Consider the following 23,255-nt stretch of genomic DNA (forward strand, 5'->3'; position numbering starts at 1 on the left):
TTAACAAAAGTTTAATGGGGATATATTTTTTTTTGACCACAACTTACTTTTTCTTTAACCATGGAAATATAAGCGTTTACCATTCTTTTTTTTTCGTAACTTTAAGTAAGGCGGAGAATATTGGTATCAAATCCAAAAGCTAGATATTTGCCACTAAAAACGTACTATGAAAAATCTACTTATTCTTGCTTTCTTATTATTTGGTTTAGGGATATCAAATGCTCAGGATGATACCCGAACCCTCCTAAGGGGAAAAGTATTGTACAGAAACAGCAATGTTGCCAATGAGAATGTGATCAATACGACCTCAGAATTCGCTACCATCACCAATGATAATGGGGAATTTGGTATTAGGGTGAAGGCTGGGGACGAGCTGGTGTTTACCGCTGTGAATTACCAGATATTACAAATGAAGGTGACCCAAGAAATGATAGATAATAATAGGTTGGTGGTAGAGGTGAACGAGAAGGTGACAGAACTGGACGAGGTTGTGGTGAGCCCGGAAAACCAAGAAAAATTCTTGCAGTTACAAAATGAAAGGATCCAAAAACAGTACGATTACGAAATTGACCGTTCCACCGAGGTAGAGAATATAGCGCTATCCCAACAAGAACGGGGGATGAAATACGGACTTAATTTTATAAATATATTTAAGGCATTGACCAAATCCGACAATAAAGAGGAGGTTGAGGAAAGACCGGTTCTAAAATTGAGCGATGTGATGAGACAGGTGTATGATGACCGTTTTTTCGTGGAAGACCTGAATGTGCCCCAAGATCAAATTGATAATTTTTTGGTCTATTGTGACGATAAGATTCCTACCCAGTCCCTCCTAAAAAAGGACAATGAGTTTCAGTTGATCGACTTTTTGGTGACCTACAGTAAATTGTATCTAAAAGAAAAAGGCACTGAAAATTAAGATCGTTTTAATCAGTATTATTTTGATGGGCGTTTCAGCGGAAGCACAAACTTTTTTTTCCAAGGAATTGGAAGGGCGTGTTTTAAACGAAAGTGGAGATGTGGCAGCTACCCATGTCATGAATACGACCACCAACAGGGCCACTATTACCAGCGTGGATGGCTTTTTTAAAATAGGGGTAAGCCTTAACGATACCTTGGTCTTTTCTGCCGTACAGTTTAAAAAGAAGGAATTGGTGGTCACCCAATCCATATTACAGAGCAAAAGCCTTTTTATAACCATGGAAGATGCTTTAACAGAATTGGATGAAGTGGTGGTAAGGCCCTACAACCTGTCCGGTGATATTTCAAAGGATCTGGAAACCCTGGAAACAGAACCCGTAGTAACGGCATCTACCATAGGCCTGCCCAATGCCTATGTGAAACCAATGACCCAGACCCAAAGAATATTGAATGAGGCCACCACAGGGGGAGGAATATTACCCTTGAACCCTATTTTAAACGGGATATCCGGGCGGACAAAAATGCTCAAAAAAAGATTGGAAATTGAAGAAAAATATGCCAGAACAGAACGGGTGCGTGCTTTTTATTCAGATTCTCTCTATGTTCAGGATTTAAAAATTCCAATTGCCAAAATAGATGATTTTATGTATTACTGTGAGGCGGATGAATCATTTAGTAGTCTTGTAGACACTCATGATAGGTTGAAAATTTGGAGTTTTTTTAAAAAGAAAAGCATCGTTTACAGGGAAAATAACGGGCTGGAATAGTAGAAGGTTGATGGTGTCAGTAAAAGAGCTTTGGCACATAAATTGCTTTAGTTAAAGAAATTGGAAATGAAGATAAAAGGTTTAAAAAAAGGATTATTGCTGTTGCTATTGCCATTATTGGCATTTTCCACGGCCCATAAATTCTATTTGAGTGTTACCAATGTGCAATATTCTGAAAAGGATGAAGCCGTTCAAATTACCTCAAGGGTCTTCATTGATGATTTTGAGGATGTATTGGAAGAACGCTATGGGGTATATCCAAATTTGGCAACGCCACTTGAATCGGAAACAGCAGATACCTACATCGAAAAATACCTCAGGTCCAAACTCCTGATCAGGATAGACGGGAAACAGGTAGATTATAAATTTTTGGGGAAGAAATATGACAATGATGTGATGGTCTGTTACCTGGAAGTGCCAAAGATTAAACTATCCAAAATAAAGAGTATAGAACTCCAAAATGAAGTCCTTACAGATATGTTCGAAGAACAGCAAAATGTATTGCATTTTAAAATTAATGGCAAGAAGAAGAGCTTTGTGCTGATGAAGGATAGTAATAAAGGAATGTTAAAATTATAACTTATTCAATCGATTTCTTAAAAAAGAGGTAATTTCCCGCGACTAAAAATTTTTAAGAAATGAATAAACTAAAGTATTGTTTTGCTTCACTTTTATTTTTGTTTGCAGCTATAGTGTCTGCACAGGAAGAAGTGAAGGTAGAACGGGAACAAGGGCATACGGCCCAAAGTAAATTTAGGCAGATGTACCAAGAGTTTGCCACTCCCAACACCTATAGGTCAGCATCCGGAGCCCCCGGACCTGATTATTACCAACAACAGGCCAATTATAAGATGGATATTCTGTTGGATGATAAAAACACCAAAATCTACGGTACGGAAACCATTACCTATATCAACAATTCCCCGGACGATTTAGAATATTTATGGATTCAATTAGATCAAAATGTTAGGACTAAGGATTCCAAATCACTTTTAAAGGATGGAGATGGCGTGCCTTTGGCCGAGCCTACTTCTGGTTTTGTGCAAAAGTACTTGACCGAAAATTTTGATGGTGGCTTCAATATAGAGTATGTAAAGGACGCCTCTGGTAAAAATCTGCCCTATACCATCAACCAGACCATGATGCGTGTAGATTTACCGCAGTCATTGAAAAGTAAGTCACAAATTTCGTTCTCTATCAAATGGTGGTACAATATCCCTGACCACACTGTAAATAGAGCACGATCTGGATACGAATATTTCCCGGAAGATGGGAATAGAGCCTATGTTATTGCCCAATTTTTTCCTAGAATGGCAGTTTACAGCGATGTAGAGGGATGGCAAAACCATCAGTTCTGGGGCAGTGGCGAGTTTGCCTTGACCTTCGGGGATTATGAGGTAAACATTACTGTACCTGCAGACCACATTCTAGATGGTACAGGAGAGCTTCAAAATAGAAAAGAGGTCTTCACGAAAACGATGATGGACCGTTTTGAAAAAGCAAAAAAATCATACGATAAGCCAGTATTGATTGTGACCCAGGCGGAAGCAGAGGCTGCAGAAAAAGGCTTTTCAGATAAGACCAAGACGTGGAAATTAAAAGCCCAAAATGTAAGGGATTTTGCCTTTGCCACTTCCCGTAAATTTATTTGGGATATGCAGGCCGTTAAATTTGGTGCCAGGGACGTTATGGCGGTTTCTATGTACCCAAAAGAAGGGAACCCGCTTTGGGAAGACCTATCAACAAAAGCCGTTGCGCATACTTTAAAATCTTATTCTGCCCACACTTTCGATTACCCTTATCACAAGGCAATTTCTGTACACGCCAAAAATCAGGGGATGGAGTATCCTATGATTTGCTGGAACTATGGAAGACCGGATGAAAATGGAAATATTTCTGACCGTGTAAAATATGGAATGATCAGTGTAATCATCCATGAGGTAGGCCATAACTTTTTCCCAATGATTGTAAATTCCGATGAGCGTCAATGGGGATGGATGGATGAAGGTTTGGATACCTTTATGCAATATGTGGCTGAACAAGAATTTGGTGAAGCCTTTCCAGAGGTAATTGCACCCAATGATAAATACCCTTCAAGAAGGGGTGACCCAGCCAAAATTGTACCTTACATGAGCGGAGATCAAAGTACTATTTCGCCTATTATGGAGAATCCGGAAAATGTATACCAATTGGGGAATAATGCCTACGGAAAACCTGCTACTGCTCTAAATATCCTTAGGGAAACTGTAATGGGCAGGGAGTTGTTCGATCACGCTTTTAAAACATATTCCCACCGTTGGATGTTTAAACACCCAACTCCTGAAGATTTCTTCCGCACTATGGAGGATGCTTCAGCGGTAGATTTGGATTGGTTCTGGAGAGGATGGTTCTATTCTACGGATTATGTGGACATAGGAGTAAAAGAAGTTAAAAAATACTTTGTCTCCAATAAGCCTACCAAGAGGATGCAGGAGTATATGGCCGCGAGAAATGTTACGGAAGCCGATTTGCCCCCATTGGTGTATTTGGCCGAAGAGGACAGTGAGGATTTCAATGCCGATCTAAAAGGAAAAGCACCTTCAGAAAATTCCAAGACCTTAAATGAATATATGATGGATAACATGACAGCTGTGGAAAGAGCCGCTGTTAAAGAGCCAAAGTATTTCTATGAGATCACTTTTGACAAACCGGGAGGATTGCCAATGCCGTTGATCGTGGAATATACCTATGCTGATGGTTCCAAGGAAAACATCACTTACCCTCCAGAAATTTGGAGAAAAAGTGACAAAGAGGTAAAACGAGTAATGGCTACCCAAAAAGAATTGGTAGGTATTATGGTAGATCCTAAAGCAGAGACTGCTGATATAGATACAACCAATAACTCATGGCCTAAAAAAGATGAGAAGTCCGACTTTGATCAATTCAAAGAAAATATAAAAGGAGAATAAGTCTAGGTAAAATATTCAAGGCCCCAATTGCTTATTAAGCAGTTGGGGCTTTTTTTTTGCCAGAAATTTAGGGATTGCGGTATGGCAGTAGATGTCTTTTAACGTGGTTGGGTAAAATTAATTTTTAAATAAAATTGGGAGCCTTTTTTATTCAGCTGCCAAACTTCTCATTATATTTGTGGTATGTATGCAAATGTATTATTATTCATAAGCGGTGCCGAGATATTTTTTATCATGTTCATTGTGGTAATGGTATTTGGTGCTGATAAAATTCCGGATATCGCTAGAGGTCTGGGCAAGGGAATGCGCCAACTGAAGGACGCCACCGAAGATATTAAACAAGAAATTTATAAAACTGCCGATAAACAGGGCATCGACACAAGCTTTACCAAGGATATCAAGAAAGAGATTGATAAGGTAAAGGATAGTGTGGAGGATGTTACTGGGGTAATCAAGAGAAAGTAAGTTAGCGCATGCTTGAAAAAATTGCGGAATGGGACCGAAATATCTTCATCTATCTAAACAGTTTAGGCATAGAAGACTATGATGTATTCTGGTCTATAGTTACCAATATCAGTTCGTGGACCCCCTTATTTGTTCTGTTTTTTATCTTAATATGGGTGAGGTATCCAAAAAAGGAAGCATTTTTCATGACCCTTACCGTTCTTGTGTTAGTAGGTTTCATTTTGGGGATCACAGATTTGACCAAAGAATTTGTGGCAAGGTTAAGGCCCAATAATAACGAGGAGATCAATACCGTCATTAGAATATTACGGAGTCCTACAGGATATAGTTTTTTCTCCGGTCACGCCTCCAGTTCCTTTTCTATAACCACCTTGGTCTTTCTTTTTCTAAGACCAAAATATAAATGGGTCTGGGTATTTTACCTTTGGCCTTTATTGTTCACTTTCAGTAGAATTTATGTGGGGGTCCATTATCCCGTGGATATTTTGGTGGGTGCCATGGTAGGAACTTTTTCGGCCCTTTTGTTTTATAAATTACATCAAAGATTTATAATACCCTACTTAGCGTCAACCCGTCCCTTATAGGCAGTAAAACTGTTTCTACCCTTGGGTCATCCTTTAATTTTTTATTGTAATCCAACAATACCTTGGTGGCTTTGTCATTGGGTTGCAAAGGTTCTATGACCTTCCCTGACCAAAGTACATTGTCCGAAAGAATAATGCTTCCAGGTCTCGTTTTTGAAAGTGCACTTTCAAAATAGGCATCGTAACTTGTTTTCCCTGCATCGATGAACACGAGGTCAAAAACTACATCCAAGGTTGGGATTACATCCAAGGCATCGCCAACATGCTGCACAATCTGTGAACCATAGCCGCTTTTGTCAAAATACTTGCGTTGAATGCCCCCTAATTCCTCGTTCACATCAATGGTGTGCAACCTTCCCTCTTTTTGTAGGCCTTCGGCAAGACATATGGCAGAATATCCTGTATATGTACCTATTTCAAGAATGTTCTTGGGGGCAATAATTTTGGAGAGCATACTCAATACCCTTCCTTGGAAATGACCTGTGATCATTCTGGGCTGTATAACTTTTAGATGGGTCTCCCTAGTAAGTTCCTGCAATACCAAAGGCTCTGATTCGGAATGGTCCGCGATATAATTTTCCAGTAATGGAGATAAGAAATGCATGGATACGTTTTTGCAAAACTATGGAATATTATGCTATTTTTGGACAGCACCTATTATTCATTAATCCCCTAATTAGTATAGGACGATGAAAAATTATACATGTAGAAAGGCAACTATTGATGATCTCGAGATCTTATTGAAATTTGAGCAGGGCATTATTGTGGCAGAACGTCCTTTTGATCCCACCATTAAGAAAGATCCGGTAACCTATTATGACTTACGGGAATATATACTTTCGGACGATATAGAGGTGGTCGTAGTCGAGACCAATGGGGCTGTGATTGCTTCAGGGTATGCCTTAATCAAAAAGGCGAGACCTTATCTGGATCATGAAGAGTATGCCTACTTGGGATTTATGTACACCCATCCGGATTATAGGGGTCAAGGTGTCAATCAATTAGTTGTGAAGGAATTAAAAAAATGGGCATCTGCCAAAGGGTTGAAAGAAATTAGATTAACCGTTTACAATGATAATATTCCGGCCATCAAGGCATATGAAAGGGTCGGGTTTAAAAAGCACATCATTGAAATGAGATTAAACACCCAATAATACTGCTAAAACTTACATAAATATTAAGAATTAGTTCTTTTTTGATATTGTATTTTTACAGAAAAACTACCCCTATGCAATTTAAAAATACTCTCCAATACGCTCAACAATTAGATGCAGAAGATCAACTGAGTAAATATCGTGACGAGTTTCATTTTCCAAAAGTAAACGGAAAGCAGGTCATATATTTTACAGGGAACTCTTTGGGACTTCAGCCTAAACGTACCCAAAAATTTGTGGATGAGGTAATGACCGATTGGAAAGAGATGGCAGTGGAAGGACATTTTTATGCAGATAAGCCTTGGTGGGATTACCACGAAAGATTGGCTGCCCCATTGGCAAAGGTAGTGGGCGCAAAACCCGAGGAAGTTACGGTAATGAACACACTTACCGTAAACCTTCATTTATTGATGGTCTCTTTTTACAGACCTACCATAAAACGGTATAAGATCATCTGTGAGGAAAAGGCATTCCCTTCGGACCAGTACATGTTGCAGAGTCAGGTTCGCTTTCATGGGTTTGACAGTAACGATGCCATTGTAGAGGTAAAGAAAAGGGAAGGAGAAAATTTTTGGAGAACTGAAGATGTTTTGAAGACTATTGAAGAGGTAGGTGATGAGCTGGCTCTGGTACTTATTGGAGGTGTCAATTACTACAACGGACAGGTGTTCGATATGGAGACCATTACCAAAGCAGGAAGGGAGCAAGGGGCCTTCGTAGGATGGGATCTGGCGCATGCTGCAGGAAATATAGAGTTAAAGTTGCATGATTGGGATGTGGATTTTGCATCCTGGTGTAGTTATAAATATATGAATAGCGGTCCAGGTAATGCTTCTGGAGTATTTGTGAATGAACGCTATCTAAATCGTAAGGATATCCCGAGATTTGAAGGATGGTGGGGAACCAAAAGGGATACCCGTTTTTTGATGAAGCCAGAATTTGAGCCCATGGAAAACGCAGATGCATGGCAATTGAGCAATGCCCCCATTTTGTCCGTTGCACCCTATTTGGCCTGTTTGGAGCTATTTGAAGAGGTAGGTATGGATGCGTTAATAGAAAAGCGCAACAAGATTACGGCTTACTTGGAATTTATACTTCATGAGATAGATAAGGAGGTAGATAGCACTTTCGAAATTATTACCCCAAAGGAACGCGGTTGTCAATTATCTGTATTCCTGCATGGAGAAGGTCGACCATTATTTGATTATTTAATGGAAAATGGGGTCATTACAGATTGGCGTGAACCCAATGTAATACGTTTGGCACCTGCGCCTTTTTATTGCTCATATGAGGATATGTACAGGTTTGGACAAATTTTAAAATCAGGTGTCTTAAAGAAATAAAGTATTTTTGGCCGTTCAATACCTTGAGATCAATGAAATCCTTACGGCTAATCCTTTCCAACCCTAGATATTTTGCCCCTGCTTGGGCCTTTGCCAGTCTGAATATCCTTTTTGGTACATGGGCCATTTATATACCACAGGTAAAGGGAGATTTAGGGATAGATAAGGCTAGTTTGGGATTGGCATTGTTTTTTCTTTCGCTGGGTAATTTTACTATTTTTCCACTGGCGTCTAAAATCATTAATACGATAGGAGTGGGGAAGGCCACTTGGTACGGGGTGCTTTTAATAAGTGCTACCGCATTACTTCCTTTTTTGGCTCCCAATTATTACGTTTTGTTGGGTGGCCTCTTTTTATACGGTGCGGCCAATGGTTTTTTGGATATCTCCATGAACACCTTGGTTACCGAAATTGAAAAGGAGGATCGTCAGAATTTTATGTCGGCTTCCCATGGTTTTTTTAGTCTTGGTGGAGTCTTTGCAGGATTGGGTAGTTTTATGATCCTATTCTTGGACAATCCTGTGCTGCACATGATGCTGGCCATAATATTGGTACTAGGGGTCAATGCATTTTTCTATAAGAATTACATCCATATAGTCTCTCCACCCTTAGAAAAGGAACCCTTTAAATTGAAAAATTTCAGGCCATTACTTTTAATAGGAATAGTTTCTTTTATTATTATGGGCAGTGAAGGGGCTATAGTGGACTGGAGTGGTATTTTTTTACAAGAAATTAGCAATGCGCCTGTAGCCCTTATTGGATCTGGTTTTTTAGCATTCTCCGTCACAATGACCTTAGGTCGGTTTTTGGGAGATAGCATAAGCGCAAAAATAGGTTCTGTAAAAATTGTTGGCCTAGGTGCTTTAGTGGCCATAATGGGCTATTTTATGGTACTGACCACCAATACGTATCTGGCCATAATTGGTTTCGCTTTTGTTGGCCTGGGATTTTCAGCCATTGTCCCGGAACTTTTCCGAATAGGAGGGAACATCAAAGGGGTTAAGACGTCACAGGGTGTTGCCTTCATTGCAGGTACTGGGATTTCAGGATTCCTTTTGGGACCTGTAATTCTTGGCTACTTGGCTGAAGCCTCTTCGCTAAAACTAAGTTTTATTACATTATTGGCCTGTTGCATCGCAGCATTTCTGGCAACCTTCTTCCTAAGAAAAAAATAGTAACCCTTTTGCCTATTCGGTCACAGCTTTGATATTTGTAAAGTAAAGTTTAAAGCTACCATCTTTGTTTTGGTGCATTCTAGCTATTTTTAAGCCATCTGCATCCATATAATCCTCCCAAGTAGTCATGGTGGAAGGTTCTGTAGCATTCCCTTTTCTAAATACCCATTCCTTGATGATATGGTCATCTCCGAAATAGAAATCATAGGCGTCACCTGGAGTATATCCACCTTCATCGCCATAAACAATGGTTAATTTTTGCATTGGAGTATTGCTTATTGGTGCAACCGCCTCATCAGTATGTTCAAAGGAGAAATTGTCCTTGTCCCAAATAAGATTAAACGGAGCCAATAACCAGTATTTATCATTTATAAACCCTGCATCTGCCTTCATGGTTAGGCTGTCTACACTTTTTCTGTTGAAAGAAAGTGTATCTGTAGCGCTCATGGCCGTAACGTTGTTGGTTTTTGTATTCCAGATCCAAGAACGTTCATAGTGGGTGGTATCCCTATCCACATTAAATGTAAATTCCAGTTCCTTTAAATTATTCCATTTCTCGATGCCATGGGCATTAGCCACTTTTTCCAAGACGGTCAATTCGACAGCTTCTGTTTTCACTTTTTTATCGGACTTGCAGCTAATGAAGAATGCAGCAACTAAAGAAAGAAGGAAGGTATATTTTCTCATAATTTTAAACTTTACACAAATATAATTTCTTTTAGGTATATATTTGGGAAATCGCTGGGTTTGTTCGGATAAGAAATCCCAATAAAATGATTATTTTTGGATGCAATAAAGAAAACTAACAATGAGTTCAAAAAAAGGTAAGATACAAGAAGCTATAGATGAAAAATTACTGGACGAAAGAAAAGTGTTTTTATGGGGAATGGTCGACGACGATTCTGCAAAACACGTAATTGATCGTCTTTTATATTTGGATTTACAGAACAATAAGGAAATACAATTGGTCATCAATAGTCCAGGGGGATATGTCACTTCAGGTTTCGCCATCTACGATACCATTAAATCCTTGAAAAGTCCAGTTTCTACTGTTTGTTCCGGATTGGCAGCATCAATGGGGTCAATTTTATTGTCAGCCGGAAAAAAAGGGAGACGTTTTATACAGCCTCATGCACAGGTAATGATTCACCAGCCAAGTGGCGGGGCTAGGGGACAAGCTTCCAATATAGAAATCCAGGCTCGTGAAATAATCAAGACACGCGAACTAAGTGCCCATATTTTAGCCGATAATTGTGGTCAGACATTCGACAAGGTGATGAAAGATTTTGATAGGGATTTTTGGATGAACGCCCAAGAATCTATAGAGTACGGTATAGTTGATGGAATTTTAGAATAGTTCTTAAATTCAACATTACAAAAAGTGAAAAGTCCTTTCCAAATCATTGGAAAGGACTTTTTCTATATAGACGCCTAAGCGGAAAAAACAAATCTTTCAATATATACGCAGGGGCTATTGCGTTTGGATCAATTCATTATAAAAAAGGGATGTCCAAATTAAAATTCTTCTGGATGTTCAATAATTTTCCGACTTCTTTCCTTTAATTGCTCCAATTCTTTTTTGTCTTTTTTTCCCAGTAGGTTCAACATCATTCCCATGCGTTGGTTGTTCTTAAAATGCTCTTTCTTTTCATCCAAGAAATTCCAATAAAGGGCGTTGAACGGACAAGCGTCTTCCCCTATTTTTTTGGTATGGCTATACTGACACCCGGAACAATAATTACTCATTTTATTGATGTAATTTGCGCTGCTTACATAGGGTTTTGTAGCTACGATACCCCCGTCGGCAAACTGACTCATACCCCTAGTATTGGTAATCTCCACCCATTCAATGGCATCGATATATATTCCCAAATACCAGGCATCTACTTCATCAGGGTGGGTCTGTGTGAGAAGGGCATAATTACCAGTGATCATCAAACGCTGAATATGATGGGCGTAGGAAGTCTCTAAACTTTGTTTTATGGCGTGGTGTAAACAATTCATTTTGGTTTTTCCTGTCCAAAAGAAATCGGGCAGGTTGTTGTAATTGCCCAGCTCGTTCTTTTTTTTGTAATCGGGCATTTCTTTCCAATAGATACCGCGCATGTATTCCCGCCACCCTAGAATCTGCCTTACAAAACCTTCCACTTGGGAGATATGTATTTGGTCGCTATGGTCATAATAGTGTTCCAGCACCTTTTCAATCACTTCCTTGGGAGATATCATTTTACTGTTCATGGCAAAAGAAAGCCTCGAATGAAAAAGATAATATTCATCTGTATGCAGAGCATCTTGATAATCTCCGAAATGGATCAATAGGTTTTTGCAGAAATAGTTAAGTACCGAGAGAGAATCTGCCCTAGAAGTTGGCCAGCTAAAGTTGTCGGCAGTAATAGTGCCAATCGTTTTTACTCCCGAAGCATTAATTTCATCAACCAACGCGCTTACATTTTTTCTAAAACCTCTTTCATGTGGGATTTCTGGATCTCCTTTCCATTTTTTTCGATTGCTCTGGTCAAAGTTCCACTTCCCCCCATCAGGTTGGCCATTCACCATCATGATATCATGCTTTTTGCGCATCATGCGATAAAAGGATTCCATGATCAATTGCTTTTTGCCTTCAAAAAAATCCTTCAGCTCATAACGGGTAGTATAAAAATGTTCGCTGTCATATGCTTCGGTATTTATAGAAAGTTCCTCGCAAATAGCTATTAACTGTTGATCTAGACGATACTCATCTGGCCATTGATATTCAAATTTGTCTGCATTTATTAATTCTATCTGATGTTGGATTATTTTATCCAATGCTTGTGGATTATCAGAATCATTGATATTGAGGTAGGATACCTGATGTCCTTTTTCCTTTAAATCTTCTGAAAATTCCCTCATGGACTGGAAAAAGGCGACAACTTTTTGAATGTGGTGCGTCACATAATCTGTTTCCTGTCGCATCTCGGCCATTAAGTAGGTTACATTAGGGTCCACATCATTAAACCACGAATGTTTTAAGTTCAATTGGTCTCCTAAGATCAAACGTAATATTTTCATGCTGCTGTTTTAAATGGAACTATTAAAATAAGGTTTCCTGTAACCATAATTTTTGAAATTTTCCCGTTGGGTCATACATTGCGGTTTGTCTCCCAATATTGAATTTGCGATCTCTGGGATCGTTGCCCACCCCGCTATTGTATATCCAATTGCCCCAATTGCTATGTACATCGTAATCTATCAGCATACTTTCAAAATATGCTGCCCCAATCCGCCAGTCTTGACATATTTCTTTAGCCCAAAAACTGGCAACGTTCTGCCGCCCTCGGTTGCTCATCCAGCCAGTGAGCGACATTTCCTTCATGTTGGCGTTCACGAACGGGTACTGGGTATTTCCATTAATCCATTGGTCCTTTAGCTTTTCGTCTGTTCCCCATTCGTAATGCTTGTTGAGCAGACCCCCTATTTGGAAAATCTTACTCCCGTGTTTTAGGGAAACATATTTAAAATAGTCGCGCCAAATGAGCTCAAAGATGAGCCAGTAGGTATCTTGGTTTTTTTGAATTTCCCTCTCAAAACGTTTTACTTCCCAATAGATGGTTCTGGGAGAAATACTGCCATTCGCCAACCAGGCAGAAAGTTTGGAGCTGTAAGCCTCGCCCACTAGGCCATTTCTTGTTTTTTTGTAGATGGCCAAGTTTTTGGTTTCCCAAAAATAGTTATGAATGCGCTCTAGGGCTTGTGTTTCTCCACCTTTGAACGGAAAGGCAGTCCTTCTGTCCATGGAGAACAATTCAAACCCTAAATCTTCAAGAGTTGGTACCACAGTGGAATTATTCCCCAGGTTTTCAGATTGTATTGGTTTTACTGTAGGGGAGCAAGGTCTTACATGGGAATATTTTTCACACTTTTTGCGAAATGCGGTAAACACCTCCGGAATTTTTTGGTAGCTCTCAAAAGGTATGTCCTCTGGATGAAATAGAAATTGGTCAAAGCTTTCTTCCAAGTGTATGGATAGAGGCAATTTTGAGGTCACAGCCGTTAGGACGTTGCGTTCTTCCTCCGTCCATTCCTTTTGAAGGTAAAGAGCATCTATATTGTATTCGCTGACCAAGGTAGGGATAATATCTTCTGGTTGCTGATGATAAACAAATAGAGGGATATTGAGTTTTTCAAGATTTTTTTTGAGATCGATTACCGACTCTAGTAAGAAATTGGCCCTATATTTTTCGGTCTTTTTAAAGCCAAATGATCCATGGTCAAATTGTCTGGGATCAAAACAATACACGCCAATGACCTTGTTCTTATCGTCTGCACAGGCCTTGGATAAGGATTGATTATCCTCTATTCTCAAATCATTTCTAAACCAGACTAAATTGTTCATACCAGGCAAGGTGTTGTTAGTTATTAGGCTACTAATTATTTATTACGGCGGCAACGCTCACTGCAATATTTTACTTCTTCCCAGTTCTTTTCCCACTTTTTGCGCCATGTAAAGGGAAGTCCGCATGTATTACATATTTTACTGGGCAAATGTTGTTTCTTATGAGCCATGGAGCAGGGAATGGGATTCTTTATCGGGCCTTGCGTAAGAGAACCGGTCTAAAACACGTGGTAGGGCATAACCGTCCAAACCAATAATTGCTGTTGTGTCGGCCTTATCCAATTGCACCCATCCGTCTTCGTGCACAATGTCCTTTGGTACATAAAGATCTATAACTTCCCCGACAATTAGAAGACAGCCATTCTCTTTTATTTCATATTCATTGATGTACCTGCACCCCAATTTTATATGGCTTTCCTTGACAAAGGGCGCTGGGAATTCATGGATATATTCCTCTGTCAGATGGGATTTGGCGAACTCCGAAACATCGTCCTCGTATTTGGCAGATGTTTCATGTGCTTTTTTAATGATAGTGCTGGGGATTTGGTTTACCGTAAAGTACCCCGTTGCTTTAAAATTATCATACGTATTCCGCTTCACCGTTAGCGGTCGAAGAATGAATCCTAACATAGGAGGATTACTGCCAATGTGCACAACTGAATTGAAAATAGCAACGTTGGTTATTCCCTTTTGGGATTTTGTTGCCAAAAGATTGGAAGACTTATATCCTGTACAGCTGTTGATGAGGTTGGCCCTAAACCTGGAGTTTAATGCTAAAAGTTGTTCTTTGGAGAAATGAATCATAAAAATAATTGTCTAACAAATATACTAAAAAACTAAACAAAATATAGAGTAATCTTTTTTACTCTCTAAATCCCCCTGATATAATATTAGAACTGAGAGTGGTGTTTTTTAAATTTAGTATTTTTACAACTTAACATTATTTCCCCTTGCGGGCAAGCATGGCAAAAACTCCTAAAAACATTGCAATAGTTGGTTCAGGACTGGTAGGTTCTTTATTGGCACTTTATTTAAGAAAGGCAGGGCATTCCATCACAGTATTCGATCGTAGGCCTGATATAAGAAATGTTCAATTTTCTGGTCGTTCCATTAACTTGGCAATGAGCAATAGGGGATGGAAGTCCTTGAGGGCCGTAGGAATAGAGGACGAGATTAAAAAGATTGCGATTCCTCTGGATAAAAGGGCAATGCATGTGGTAGGTCAGCCACTGTACTTTCAGAAATACGGCAAGGACGGAGAGGCCATTTGGTCTATCTCTAGAGGTGTATTGAACAGAAGAATGATCGATTTGGCAGAGGAAGCCGGAGTTGAGTTTCGTTTTGAGGAGAAGGTGTGGGATGTGGATCTACCCAATGCCAAGATTTTTACAGGAGAAACGGAGAAAGGTGTCTGGGAAGAATATGACTATGACGTTATTTTTGGTTGTGATGGTGCCTTTTCGAGGGTACGACATAAAATGCAACGCCGAAGTAGGTTTGATTATAGTCAAGAATTTATAGATGTAGGTTATAAGGAACTTACGATACCGGCCAATGCAGATGGCACGCATAAGTTAGACAAGCATTCCTTCCATATTTGGCCACGGGGCAAATTCATGTTTATTGCAATGCCAAATTTGGATGGGAGTTTTACTTGTACCTTATTTTTACCGTTCGAAGGAGAAGTGTCATTTGAAAGTATTAAGACCAAAGAGGATGCCAAAAAGTTTTTCACCACATATTTCCCCAATGTGATGCAGGACATTGAAAATTTGACCCAAGACTTTTTCAGCAATCCCACAAGTGCCATGGTGACCATAAAATGTTATCCTTGGACCTATTGGGACAAAGTAGCTTTGGTGGGCGATTCGGCCCATGCCATAGTTCCTTTTTATGGTCAGGGAATGAATGCAGGATTTGAGGATATTTATGTGCTCTGTGAGTTGTTGGATAATAGTTACAATGATTGGAGCTCGGCGTTCGAGGCCTATCAAGAATTGCGAAAGCCCAATGCCGATGCCATTGCCGAACTGAGTTATCGCAATTTTATGGAAATGAGCAGTAAAACCGCAGATCCCAAATTTTTATTACAGAAAAAGATCGAACGCCGCTTCTCTGAGAAGTATCCTGATAAATGGATTCCAAGTTATTCAAGGGTCACCTTTTCTGAAGGGTCATATGCAGAGGCATTGGCGATTGGTGATGCCCAGGAAAGGATTATGAAACAAATAATGCAGATGCCACAGATTGAAGAGAAATGGGATAGCCAAGAAGTAGAGCAGCGCATATTGGAACAACTATAAATGAAATTTAAAGCCAAATAAAAAAAGCCAGCTTAATTAAGCTGGCTTTTTTATTTATCTATGTATTGTTCTTATAATTTAGAGAACAATTTTTGCATTTTCTCTTGCTCTTCTTCTGCTAAAACAGGATCTACCAAGATTCTTCCGCTATGCTCATCCGTAATAATTTTTTTACGTGAAGCAATTTCTACCTGCACTTGTGGCGGGATAGTAAAGAAAGAACCACCTGAAGCTCCCCTTTCAATTGGAACAACGGCAAGTCCGTTTTTAACATTTTGTCGGATGCGTTTATAGGCTTTGACCAGGCGATCTTCAATTTGCTCTTCGTATTCAGCAGATTTCTTTATCAAGGCCTTTTCTTCCTTTTCGGTTTCCGCCAAGATAGCATCCAATTCACTTTTCTTGTGCTTTAGATGTGCTTCTCTTTCAGATAGACGTTCTTTTGTCTGGGAAATAACTTCTTTTTTCTGCTCAATTTGAACTTTGAACTCCTTGATGTTCTTTTCAGCCAATTGAATTTCCAGTTCCTGAAATTCCACTTCTTTGGTCAATGAGTTGAACTCTCTACTGTTTCTAACGTTCTTTTGTTGTTCGGTATATTTTTTTACCAAAACTTTAGATTCGTCAATAAGGTTCTTTTTGGCAGTTATCTCATAGTTGATGGTTTCAACATCGGTTTTTAACTTATCCAATCTTGTTTTAAGGCCAAGCACCTCATCTTCTAAATCTTCTACTTCCAAAGGTAATTCTCCACGAACATTTCGTATCTCGTCAACTCTAGAATCAATTAATTGCAAATCATATAATGCTCTTAATTTTTCTTCTGCTGTTGCTTCTGTTTTTGTTGCCATATATTAAAAATACTTGATGGGATTTGTTATGCTCTCCGCTAAAGAGATTGCAAAATTAGGAATTTTTTTTGTAAGATGGTCAACTAATAGATTTTTTGTAAACTGCTCTGTTTCAAAATGTCCAATATCTGCCAGTACAATTTTGTTCTCGGCTTCGTAAAACTGGTGATATTTAAGGTCAGCTGTAATAAAAATATCTGCTTTGGACCCTTTGGCAGCGGAAATGGCAAAAGAACCACTTCCTCCCAAGACTGCTACTTTTTTGATCTTTTTGCCCAATAAACCGGAATGACGTATACTGGTTACATTCATTTGTTTTTTAACCCATTGCATGAAATCTTCTTCACTCATGGCTTTTTCCAAAGTCCCGACCATTCCGATGCCTATATTCTGGTTTTTGTTCTCCAAGGTCTGTATTTCATAGGCGACTTCTTCATAGGGATGTGCCTGTAATAGGGCATTAATAATTTTACCCTGATCTCCTTTGGAGTAGGTAACGTTGATCTGTGTTTCTTCTTCGTAATGAACCGTACCAATTTGCCCTAACGTAGGTTTGGCATTTGGCCCGGCCATATAGCTCCCTGTTCCATTTGTGGAAAAGCTACAATTGCTATAGTTGCCAATGTTCCCGGCCCCTGCTTCAAAGAGGGCTTCCTTGAGTACTTGGGCACTGTCCTTGGGAACATAAGTGGTCAATTTTTTAATGGTTCCTTTTTGCGGAATAAGGATTTTTGGATTTTGTATTCCTAAAACTTCACATATTTTGGAGTTGACGCCTATTGGGGCATTGTCCAATGCCGTATGCATGCTATAAAGGGCAATGTCATTTTTGATGCATTTGAGGACAACCCTTTCCACATAAGTTTTACCCGTAATCTTTTTCAATCCGCTAAAAATGATAGGATGAAAGCTCACAATCAGATTACAGTTTTTCTCAATGGCCTCACCAACCACATTTTCCAAGGTGTCCAAGGTCACTAAAATACCTGTTACCTCCATTTTTTTATCTCCGATGAGCAGACCTACATTGTCAAAATCCTCTGCATAATCCAATGGAGCCAATTCCTCAAGTATTCTGGTTACTTCGTTTACGATCATTTTTGAATTTTATAGCCCTTCAAAGATAAAATATTATATTTTCGTTCCGATGAAGGTACTCAGAAAAATAGGGTTTCCAATTTCCCTGGTCTATGGATTGGTAGTCTATATTAGAAATATACTGTTCGATAGGGGATTTTTTAAATCCATTTCCTTCAGTACGCCCACCATTTGTGTGGGAAACTTAAGTGTAGGGGGAACAGGGAAAACCCCCATGATTGAATATCTGATTGCACTATTAAAGGAAGATCGCAAACTAGCTGTCCTAAGCAGGGGATATGGAAGGAAAAGCAAAGGTTTTATAAAGGCTGGACCAACTACCACAGTTGAGCAAATTGGGGACGAACCTTTTCAGATCTATAAAAAATACCCTGAAGTTACCATGGTGGTAGATGCCGATAGGAGGCACGGAATCTCACTATTGGAAGCCCAAGAGGAGCCCGATCTCATCTTATTGGATGACGCCTATCAACATCGCAAGGTGCAGCCTTCATTTGCCATTCTTTTAACTGCCCACGGCCAGTTATATGTTGATGATTGGTTTTTGCCTACCGGGAATTTAAGGGATAGCAAAAAGGAAGCCCAAAGGGCCGATATTATTATGGTAACCAAATGTCCGCCCAATATAAGGCTGAAAGAGCAAGAAAAAATCATTAAAAAGTTACAACCCTTAAAACATCAAAAGGTATTGTTCAGCAGTTTGGTTTATGATACAGTCTTACAAGGGGAAGGTGGCAACTTGGAGCTGCAAGAACTTCGCACTAAAAAGGTGTTGTTGGTTACGGGTATCGCCAATCCAAGGCCATTGGTCACTTATTTGAAAGACGCCTCAATAGCCATGGAGCATCTGGAGTTTGGGGACCATCATTTTTTTACGGAAAAAGAAATCGACGTTTTTAATTCCAAAGAGCTCGTCTTGACCACAGAAAAGGATTTTGTAAGGCTAAAGGGTAAGGTTGATAATCTTTTTTATATCAGAATAGAGCACAAGTTGCTTGGAGAAGGCCGAAAGCAATTAAAGGAAGCCCTCTCTTCTTTATGAAGTTGGATTGTTGATTTTCGGAGAAAAGACATTCTGGCCAATTTTTTGATAAAAGACTTCTGGCTTAAATGGTTTGGTCACCACATCATTGACCCCTGCCTCATAGAAACTTTCCAAACTGTCATCCAATGAGATAGCTGTCAAAGCTATTATGGGTAATGTGGTGTTGAATTTCCTTATTTCTATGGTTGCCTCCTCTCCACTAATACCAGGCATATGAATATCCATCAGTACAGCATCGTAAGTGTTATTTCTGACCATTTCTATGGCATCTGTACCATTGCTGGCAATATCACAGGTCACTTCTTTTTTAAGAAGCATCTTTTTGGTAATGACTTGGTTGATCTTGTTGTCCTCCACAATCAAAATATGCAGTCCCGTCAGGTCATAATCCTTTTCTTGCACTTGGAAGTTCATGTCCTCAATTTCACTGCCCTGTGTGGTTTTAAGAGTAAGCTCAAAAAAGAAGGAGCTACCTTTCCCAAGTTCACTTTTTAATTTGATCTTACTATCAAAAAGACCAAGTAAGCTCTTTACAATAGTAAGGCCAAGTCCTGTGCCTCCATATTCCCTATTGATCTGAATGGATCCTTGTTCAAAACTATCAAAGATGTTTTCCTGTTTTTCAGGGGCAATTCCAATTCCGGTATCTTTTACCTCAAAATAAATAATGACCTCATCCTCATATTGTTCCTGAAGTTTGGTTATTACCGTTACCTCTCCTTTCTTGGTGAATTTAAGGGCGTTACCAACCAGGTTGATGAATATCTGGGATAATTTTAATGGATCACTCAGTAAATGGCTAGGAATGTTTGGATCGTAATCCAAATTAATTACCGTCTTGTTGGCTTTGGCACTTTGTTGTAAAGAGTTGATGACTTCTGTAAGTACCTTTTTAAGGCTGAATTTTATATTTAAAGGTTCTAGCTTATCGGCATCAATTTTATTGATCTGTAGGATGTCATTGATGAAATTCAATAAATAATCCCCAGAAAATTTTAGAGCTTTTAAATGCTCTTCTTGTTTTTTACTTGGATTTTCTTCTAATAGTAAATGCGTAAGTCCCGTAACCGCATACAAGGGTGTCCGCAATTCGTGGCTTACCGTTGATAGAAAATTGGTTTTGGCCTCCATGGACTGTACTGCGGCATCCCTGGCAGTTTGTAGTTCTCTGTTTTTAGTATGCAGTAAATCGTTTGTTTTTAGTTTAATCTGGTTGTTCCTGTATAATGAAACGGCCAAAAGAGATATAATGGTCAAAAAGGCGGAAGTCAAAATGGCCGTAATCTCGGAACGGCTAGAGGATTCATTTAATTCTTTTATTTCTACATCCTGCTTTTTTATGGTGCTCTCCATCAATTCTCCTCGTAACTGATCTGCAGTTTTGACTTGGGCATTAATTTTTTCAATGGCAATCAAGGAATCTTTGATCTGGAGAAGATTTCTGTTGTAAACCAGTGCAGAATCAAATTGTCCTAACTTTTCGAAGGCTTTTCCCAACAATTCATTGGCTTCCAAAATTTCTTGATGGAAATCATTTTCCCGAGCAAGGGTCAGTGCATTTGTTCCGTTTTTTGCGGCCGATTCTAAACTGTCTAAGGCTATATTCAATTGTGTAAGCCCCAAATAAGCTTTTGTGGTCAGATAAGCCTTCTCGTGAATATCGCTATTGACTACCAAGGAATTAAAATTCGTGGAAGCAACCCTGTATTTTTCAATTTTGAGGCAGATGTTTGCCTCCAATAAAGAGATTAGATTTAAAAGATGTCTATCATTGCTTAAACTTCTGGCTTCTTCAAGTAAGTCCAGAGCCTGGTAAGGCTTATCGTTTCTAAAATAATTGAGGGCCTCAATATACTGATGGGTGGCATTACCGTGTGGGTAGGTTATAGCCTTAAGAAATATTTCTGCACGTTCATAGTACCAAATGGCATTCTCTTGCCTTTCCAATTTTGAATTTAATAGGGAGATTTCGTGATAGCTATCAATAATGGTCTTGCTATCCTCATTTTCCTCAGCCAATTCTGCAACTTTGACCATGGCCTTTATGGCGAGATCTATCTTGTTTTGGTTCTTATATTTTCTTGCTTCCGCGAAATACGTCTCTATGTCCGTCTCAGGGGCCTTATTGTCCTGAGCGGAAACGAAATGAAAAGTGGACATGATCACCACCATCAATAGGAATTTTACATTTCCTGTATATCTGAATTTTATTCTCAAACGTACTTTTTCTTGATCAATAAATTAATTAGGTCAATAATTCTGCAACTGTATCCTGTTTCATTGTCATACCAACCGATTATTTTAACCATTTTTCCAATTACGGAAGTCATCTGAGAATCAAACGTACAAGAATAAGAACTATTGTTTATATCAATAGAAACTATAGGGTCTTCAGTGTAAAAAATAATATTTTTTAATTCTTCGTTAGAAATTTTCTCAAATGCCGCATTAATTTCCTGGATGGAGGTCTCTTTTTTTACATTCAAAGTAATGTCTGTCAAGGAGCCATTTGGCACGGGAACACGTATGCCACACCCTCCAATAACGTCGGCTAAAGTTGGGAAAATGGTGGTCAAAGCCTTTGCTGCTCCAGTTGTAGTGGGGATAATGGATTGGGAGGCGGCCCTAGATCTTCTTAGATCCCGATGGGGTTGGTCATGCAGGCTTTGATCTGAGGTATAAGAATGTACTGTGGTTATGTAGGCCTGTTCTACTCCACAAAGGTCATCTATAACCTTTATCATGGGAGCTGCGTTGTTGGTAGTGCAGGAGGCATTGGAGATGATGTGGTCATCCTCTGTAATGATTTCCTCGTTTACGCCATAGACAACCATTTTTATATTGTCGTCCACAGGAGGGGCAGATAAAATCACCTTCTTCGCTCCGTTGTCCAAATGAAATTGAAGATCCGCTTTGGTTTTAAATTTCCCAGTGGCCTCGATGACAATATCAACTTCAAGGGATGCCCAATTAATTTGTTGGGGATGCTCATGATTTAGTAGGGCAATTTTTTTATCGTTCACTAAAATATGGTTTCCCTCGTGTCCTATTTGTTCTTGGGATACCCCATGGATACTGTCGTATTTTAACAAATGGGCCAGGGTTCTGGCATCGGCCAGATCATTAATGGCTACCACATTTAGGTGGGGATTGTCTAGCATTAATCTACAGACCGTTCTTCCTATTCTACCAAAACCATTGATACCAATATTTACTTTATTCATTTGAAAAAAATCCCGCATTAGCGGGATGGATTTAATGTATGAAGGTTTTTATTAATCGATGTGCTTATGTGCCTTGTAGGAAGATCTCACCAAGGCTCCACTTTCTACATGTCTAAAGCCCATCTTTAGACCCAATTCTTCGTATTTCTTAAATTGCTCCGGAAGAATAAATTCTTTTACCGGCAAGTGTTTTTTGGAAGGCTGCAGGTATTGTCCAATGGTTATCACATCTACGTTAGCCTTTCTCAGGTCTTCCATAGTCTCAATTACCTCTTCTTCCAATTCTCCAAGTCCGAGCATTATTCCGGATTTGGTCCTTTTGGCACCATTGTCCTTCAAATACCTCAAAACTTCCAAACTTCTTTCATATTTGGCCTGGATCCGTACTTCTCTCGTTAATCTTTTGACCGTTTCCATGTTGTGGGAAACAACCTCTGGCGAGACGGCTATGATACGGTCCAAATGGGTTTCTATTCCTTGAAAATCAGGAATTAGGGTTTCCAAAGTGGTGGTTGGATTCATTCTTCGGATAGCCTTGACCGTTTCGGCCCAGATAATGGAACCCATATCTTTGATATCGTCCCTATCCACGGAAGTTATTACGGCATGCTTAATACCCATTATTTTAATGGAGCGTGCCACTTTTTCTGGTTCTTCCCAATCTACATCCTCAGGTCTCCCGGTCTTTACGCCGCAGAACCCACAAGAACGGGTACAGACGTTTCCTAGGATCATAAAGGTTGCTGTTCCTTCACCCCAGCATTCGCCCATATTGGGACAGCTTCCCGAAGTACAAATGGTATGGAGATTATATTTGTCTACCAGACCCCTTAATTGGGTATATTTTTTTCCGGTAGGAAGTTTTACACGTAGCCATTTTGGTTTTCCTTTAGGTGGACTTACACTTTCTACGGTTTCAATGCTCATGCTTTAATTTTTTACAAAGATACGAAATGGGATTTGTATTCTTCCATATTGGGTGATGAACCAAAAGGATAATGTGTT

23 protein-coding genes are annotated in these 23,255 nt (G+C 39.4%); 12 read left to right on the forward strand and 11 right to left on the reverse strand.

Going from position 1 to position 23,255, the window contains the following annotated elements; translation table 11 throughout:
- The first annotated feature begins 166 nt into the window (after window positions 1–166).
- From SB49_RS00510 to SB49_RS00535, 6 genes are all read left to right on the forward strand, one after another.
- Window positions 167–919 carry a carboxypeptidase-like regulatory domain-containing protein gene (locus SB49_RS00510; protein ID WP_062052849.1) on the forward strand — a complete coding sequence of 251 codons (753 nt, stop codon included), beginning with the start codon at window positions 167–169 and terminating at the stop codon, window positions 917–919.
- A 25-nt stretch (window positions 920–944) separates the two neighbouring features.
- Window positions 945–1,688 (forward strand): carboxypeptidase-like regulatory domain-containing protein, encoded by a 744-nt coding sequence (locus tag SB49_RS00515; RefSeq protein WP_062052851.1) that lies wholly within the window; start codon window positions 945–947, stop codon window positions 1,686–1,688.
- Between the two features lie 66 nt (window positions 1,689–1,754).
- Entirely contained in the window at window positions 1,755–2,267 is a 513-nt protein-coding gene (locus SB49_RS00520) for a DUF6702 family protein (RefSeq protein WP_062052853.1), read from the forward strand.
- Between the two features lie 59 nt (window positions 2,268–2,326).
- The gene (locus tag SB49_RS00525; protein ID WP_062052855.1) at window positions 2,327–4,636 is read left to right on the forward strand and encodes a M1 family metallopeptidase; all 2,310 of its coding nucleotides are present in this window, start codon (window positions 2,327–2,329) and stop codon (window positions 4,634–4,636) included.
- Window positions 4,637–4,819: 183 nt separating this feature from the next.
- Entirely contained in the window at window positions 4,820–5,101 is a 282-nt protein-coding gene (locus SB49_RS00530; RefSeq protein WP_062052857.1) for a Sec-independent protein translocase subunit TatA/TatB, read from the forward strand.
- Window positions 5,102–5,109: 8 nt separating this feature from the next.
- Window positions 5,110–5,685 carry a phosphatase PAP2 family protein gene (locus tag SB49_RS00535; RefSeq protein ID WP_062052859.1) on the forward strand — a complete coding sequence of 192 codons (576 nt, stop codon included), beginning with the start codon at window positions 5,110–5,112 and terminating at the stop codon, window positions 5,683–5,685.
- Here the strand turns inward: SB49_RS00535 and SB49_RS00540 are convergent.
- The gene (locus tag SB49_RS00540; RefSeq protein WP_062052861.1) at window positions 5,648–6,289 is read right to left on the reverse strand and encodes an O-methyltransferase; all 642 of its coding nucleotides are present in this window, start codon (window positions 6,287–6,289) and stop codon (window positions 5,648–5,650) included. The genes SB49_RS00535 and SB49_RS00540 overlap by 38 nt on opposite strands.
- 85 nt (window positions 6,290–6,374) lie before the next feature.
- Here SB49_RS00540 and SB49_RS00545 point away from each other — a divergent pair, with 85 nt between their 5' ends.
- The 3 genes from SB49_RS00545 to SB49_RS00555 all read left to right on the forward strand — a co-directional run bounded on the left by SB49_RS00545 (window position 6,375) and on the right by SB49_RS00555 (window position 9,357).
- Window positions 6,375–6,839, forward strand: coding sequence for a GNAT family N-acetyltransferase (locus SB49_RS00545; protein ID WP_062052863.1), 465 nt, complete (start codon window positions 6,375–6,377; stop codon window positions 6,837–6,839).
- Between the two features lie 74 nt (window positions 6,840–6,913).
- Entirely contained in the window at window positions 6,914–8,182 is a 1,269-nt protein-coding gene (kynU, locus tag SB49_RS00550; protein ID WP_062052865.1) for a kynureninase, read from the forward strand.
- A 32-nt stretch (window positions 8,183–8,214) separates the two neighbouring features.
- Window positions 8,215–9,357: an MFS transporter gene (locus SB49_RS00555; RefSeq protein WP_062052867.1), complete on the forward strand. Its 1,143-nt coding sequence runs from the start codon at window positions 8,215–8,217 to the stop codon at window positions 9,355–9,357.
- 12 nt (window positions 9,358–9,369) lie between these two features.
- On the opposite strand, the gene SB49_RS00560 is transcribed toward SB49_RS00555, so the two are convergent.
- The gene (locus SB49_RS00560; protein WP_062052869.1) at window positions 9,370–10,044 is read right to left on the reverse strand and encodes a hypothetical protein; all 675 of its coding nucleotides are present in this window, start codon (window positions 10,042–10,044) and stop codon (window positions 9,370–9,372) included.
- 121 nt (window positions 10,045–10,165) lie between these two features.
- On the opposite strand from SB49_RS00560, the gene SB49_RS00565 reads away from it, so the two are divergent.
- Window positions 10,166–10,714: a ClpP family protease gene (locus tag SB49_RS00565; RefSeq protein ID WP_062052871.1), complete on the forward strand. Its 549-nt coding sequence runs from the start codon at window positions 10,166–10,168 to the stop codon at window positions 10,712–10,714.
- Between the two features lie 158 nt (window positions 10,715–10,872).
- Here the strand turns inward: SB49_RS00565 and SB49_RS00570 are convergent, their stop codons facing one another.
- From SB49_RS00570 to SB49_RS00580, 4 genes are read right to left on the reverse strand one after another with little or no spacing between them, the layout of a single operon-like run.
- A complete protein-coding gene (locus SB49_RS00570; RefSeq protein WP_062052873.1) occupies window positions 10,873–12,405 on the reverse strand; it encodes a cryptochrome/photolyase family protein in 1,533 nt (510 codons plus the stop codon).
- A gap of 22 nt (window positions 12,406–12,427) precedes the next feature.
- The gene (locus SB49_RS00575; RefSeq protein WP_062052875.1) at window positions 12,428–13,729 is read right to left on the reverse strand and encodes a DASH family cryptochrome; all 1,302 of its coding nucleotides are present in this window, start codon (window positions 13,727–13,729) and stop codon (window positions 12,428–12,430) included.
- A gap of 35 nt (window positions 13,730–13,764) precedes the next feature.
- On the reverse strand, window positions 13,765–13,899 hold the full coding sequence (locus tag SB49_RS15820) for a DUF2256 domain-containing protein (RefSeq protein WP_082591044.1): 135 nt from the start codon (window positions 13,897–13,899) through the stop codon (window positions 13,765–13,767).
- A complete protein-coding gene (locus SB49_RS00580) occupies window positions 13,889–14,533 on the reverse strand; it encodes a flavin reductase family protein (protein WP_062052877.1) in 645 nt (214 codons plus the stop codon). The genes SB49_RS15820 and SB49_RS00580 overlap by 11 nt, the downstream gene beginning before the upstream one ends.
- Window positions 14,534–14,691: 158 nt before the next feature.
- On the opposite strand from SB49_RS00580, the gene SB49_RS00585 reads away from it, so the two are divergent.
- Window positions 14,692–16,032, forward strand: a complete 1,341-nt coding sequence (locus SB49_RS00585; protein ID WP_062052879.1) for an FAD-dependent oxidoreductase — start codon at window positions 14,692–14,694, stop codon at window positions 16,030–16,032.
- A 71-nt stretch (window positions 16,033–16,103) separates the two neighbouring features.
- Here the strand turns inward: SB49_RS00585 and SB49_RS00590 are convergent, their stop codons facing one another.
- Both SB49_RS00590 and SB49_RS00595 read right to left on the reverse strand, forming a co-directional pair.
- On the reverse strand, window positions 16,104–16,883 hold the full coding sequence (locus SB49_RS00590; RefSeq protein ID WP_062052881.1) for a zinc ribbon domain-containing protein: 780 nt from the start codon (window positions 16,881–16,883) through the stop codon (window positions 16,104–16,106).
- 3 nt (window positions 16,884–16,886) lie between these two features.
- Entirely contained in the window at window positions 16,887–17,981 is a 1,095-nt protein-coding gene (locus SB49_RS00595) for a Nif3-like dinuclear metal center hexameric protein (protein ID WP_062052883.1), read from the reverse strand.
- Window positions 17,982–18,030: 49 nt separating this feature from the next.
- Between SB49_RS00595 and lpxK the strand changes: the two genes are divergently transcribed.
- Window positions 18,031–19,023: a tetraacyldisaccharide 4'-kinase gene (gene lpxK / locus SB49_RS00600; RefSeq protein WP_062052885.1), complete on the forward strand. Its 993-nt coding sequence runs from the start codon at window positions 18,031–18,033 to the stop codon at window positions 19,021–19,023.
- Here the strand turns inward: lpxK and SB49_RS00605 are convergent.
- The 3 genes from SB49_RS00605 to lipA are packed head-to-tail and all read right to left on the reverse strand — an operon-like array spanning window position 19,018 to window position 23,177.
- On the reverse strand, window positions 19,018–21,243 hold the full coding sequence (locus SB49_RS00605) for a tetratricopeptide repeat-containing hybrid sensor histidine kinase/response regulator (RefSeq protein ID WP_335337883.1): 2,226 nt from the start codon (window positions 21,241–21,243) through the stop codon (window positions 19,018–19,020). The genes lpxK and SB49_RS00605 overlap by 6 nt on opposite strands.
- Window positions 21,240–22,250, reverse strand: coding sequence for a type I glyceraldehyde-3-phosphate dehydrogenase (gene gap / locus SB49_RS00610; RefSeq protein WP_062052887.1), 1,011 nt, complete (start codon window positions 22,248–22,250; stop codon window positions 21,240–21,242). The genes SB49_RS00605 and gap overlap by 4 nt, the downstream gene beginning before the upstream one ends.
- A 51-nt stretch (window positions 22,251–22,301) precedes the next feature.
- On the reverse strand, window positions 22,302–23,177 hold the full coding sequence (gene lipA, locus SB49_RS00615) for a lipoyl synthase (protein WP_062052889.1): 876 nt from the start codon (window positions 23,175–23,177) through the stop codon (window positions 22,302–22,304).
- Between the last annotated feature and the right edge of the window lie 78 nt (window positions 23,178–23,255).

The organism is Sediminicola sp. YIK13 (genome assembly GCF_001430825.1).
In the GTDB taxonomy this organism is placed as follows: Bacteria; Bacteroidota; Bacteroidia; order Flavobacteriales; family Flavobacteriaceae; genus Sediminicola.

What these genes read in the sequence shown, in the direction of transcription:
- kynU (WP_062052865.1), top strand. Translation starts at nt 6,914, where the DNA reads ATGCAATTTAAAAATACTCTCCAATACGCTCAACAATTAGATGCAGAA.
- SB49_RS00520 (WP_062052853.1), top strand. Translation starts at nt 1,755, where the DNA reads ATGAAGATAAAAGGTTTAAAAAAAGGATTATTGCTGTTGCTATTGCCA.
- SB49_RS00590 (WP_062052881.1), bottom strand. Translation starts at nt 16,883, where the DNA reads ATGGCAACAAAAACAGAAGCAACAGCAGAAGAAAAATTAAGAGCATTA.
- SB49_RS00515 (WP_062052851.1), top strand. Translation starts at nt 945, where the DNA reads ATGGGCGTTTCAGCGGAAGCACAAACTTTTTTTTCCAAGGAATTGGAA.
- SB49_RS00555 (WP_062052867.1), top strand. Translation starts at nt 8,215, where the DNA reads ATGAAATCCTTACGGCTAATCCTTTCCAACCCTAGATATTTTGCCCCT.
- SB49_RS00560 (WP_062052869.1), bottom strand. Translation starts at nt 10,044, where the DNA reads ATGAGAAAATATACCTTCCTTCTTTCTTTAGTTGCTGCATTCTTCATT.
- gap (WP_062052887.1), bottom strand. Translation starts at nt 22,250, where the DNA reads ATGAATAAAGTAAATATTGGTATCAATGGTTTTGGTAGAATAGGAAGA.
- SB49_RS00565 (WP_062052871.1), top strand. Translation starts at nt 10,166, where the DNA reads ATGAGTTCAAAAAAAGGTAAGATACAAGAAGCTATAGATGAAAAATTA.
- lpxK (WP_062052885.1), top strand. Translation starts at nt 18,031, where the DNA reads ATGAAGGTACTCAGAAAAATAGGGTTTCCAATTTCCCTGGTCTATGGA.
- SB49_RS00580 (WP_062052877.1), bottom strand. Translation starts at nt 14,533, where the DNA reads ATGATTCATTTCTCCAAAGAACAACTTTTAGCATTAAACTCCAGGTTT.
- SB49_RS00570 (WP_062052873.1), bottom strand. Translation starts at nt 12,405, where the DNA reads ATGAAAATATTACGTTTGATCTTAGGAGACCAATTGAACTTAAAACAT.
- SB49_RS00585 (WP_062052879.1), top strand. Translation starts at nt 14,692, where the DNA reads ATGGCAAAAACTCCTAAAAACATTGCAATAGTTGGTTCAGGACTGGTA.
- SB49_RS15820 (WP_082591044.1), bottom strand. Translation starts at nt 13,899, where the DNA reads ATGGCTCATAAGAAACAACATTTGCCCAGTAAAATATGTAATACATGC.
- SB49_RS00595 (WP_062052883.1), bottom strand. Translation starts at nt 17,981, where the DNA reads ATGATCGTAAACGAAGTAACCAGAATACTTGAGGAATTGGCTCCATTG.
- SB49_RS00535 (WP_062052859.1), top strand. Translation starts at nt 5,110, where the DNA reads ATGCTTGAAAAAATTGCGGAATGGGACCGAAATATCTTCATCTATCTA.
- SB49_RS00540 (WP_062052861.1), bottom strand. Translation starts at nt 6,289, where the DNA reads ATGCATTTCTTATCTCCATTACTGGAAAATTATATCGCGGACCATTCC.
- SB49_RS00575 (WP_062052875.1), bottom strand. Translation starts at nt 13,729, where the DNA reads ATGAACAATTTAGTCTGGTTTAGAAATGATTTGAGAATAGAGGATAAT.
- SB49_RS00545 (WP_062052863.1), top strand. Translation starts at nt 6,375, where the DNA reads ATGAAAAATTATACATGTAGAAAGGCAACTATTGATGATCTCGAGATC.
- lipA (WP_062052889.1), bottom strand. Translation starts at nt 23,177, where the DNA reads ATGAGCATTGAAACCGTAGAAAGTGTAAGTCCACCTAAAGGAAAACCA.
- SB49_RS00525 (WP_062052855.1), top strand. Translation starts at nt 2,327, where the DNA reads ATGAATAAACTAAAGTATTGTTTTGCTTCACTTTTATTTTTGTTTGCA.
- SB49_RS00510 (WP_062052849.1), top strand. Translation starts at nt 167, where the DNA reads ATGAAAAATCTACTTATTCTTGCTTTCTTATTATTTGGTTTAGGGATA.
- SB49_RS00530 (WP_062052857.1), top strand. Translation starts at nt 4,820, where the DNA reads ATGTATGCAAATGTATTATTATTCATAAGCGGTGCCGAGATATTTTTT.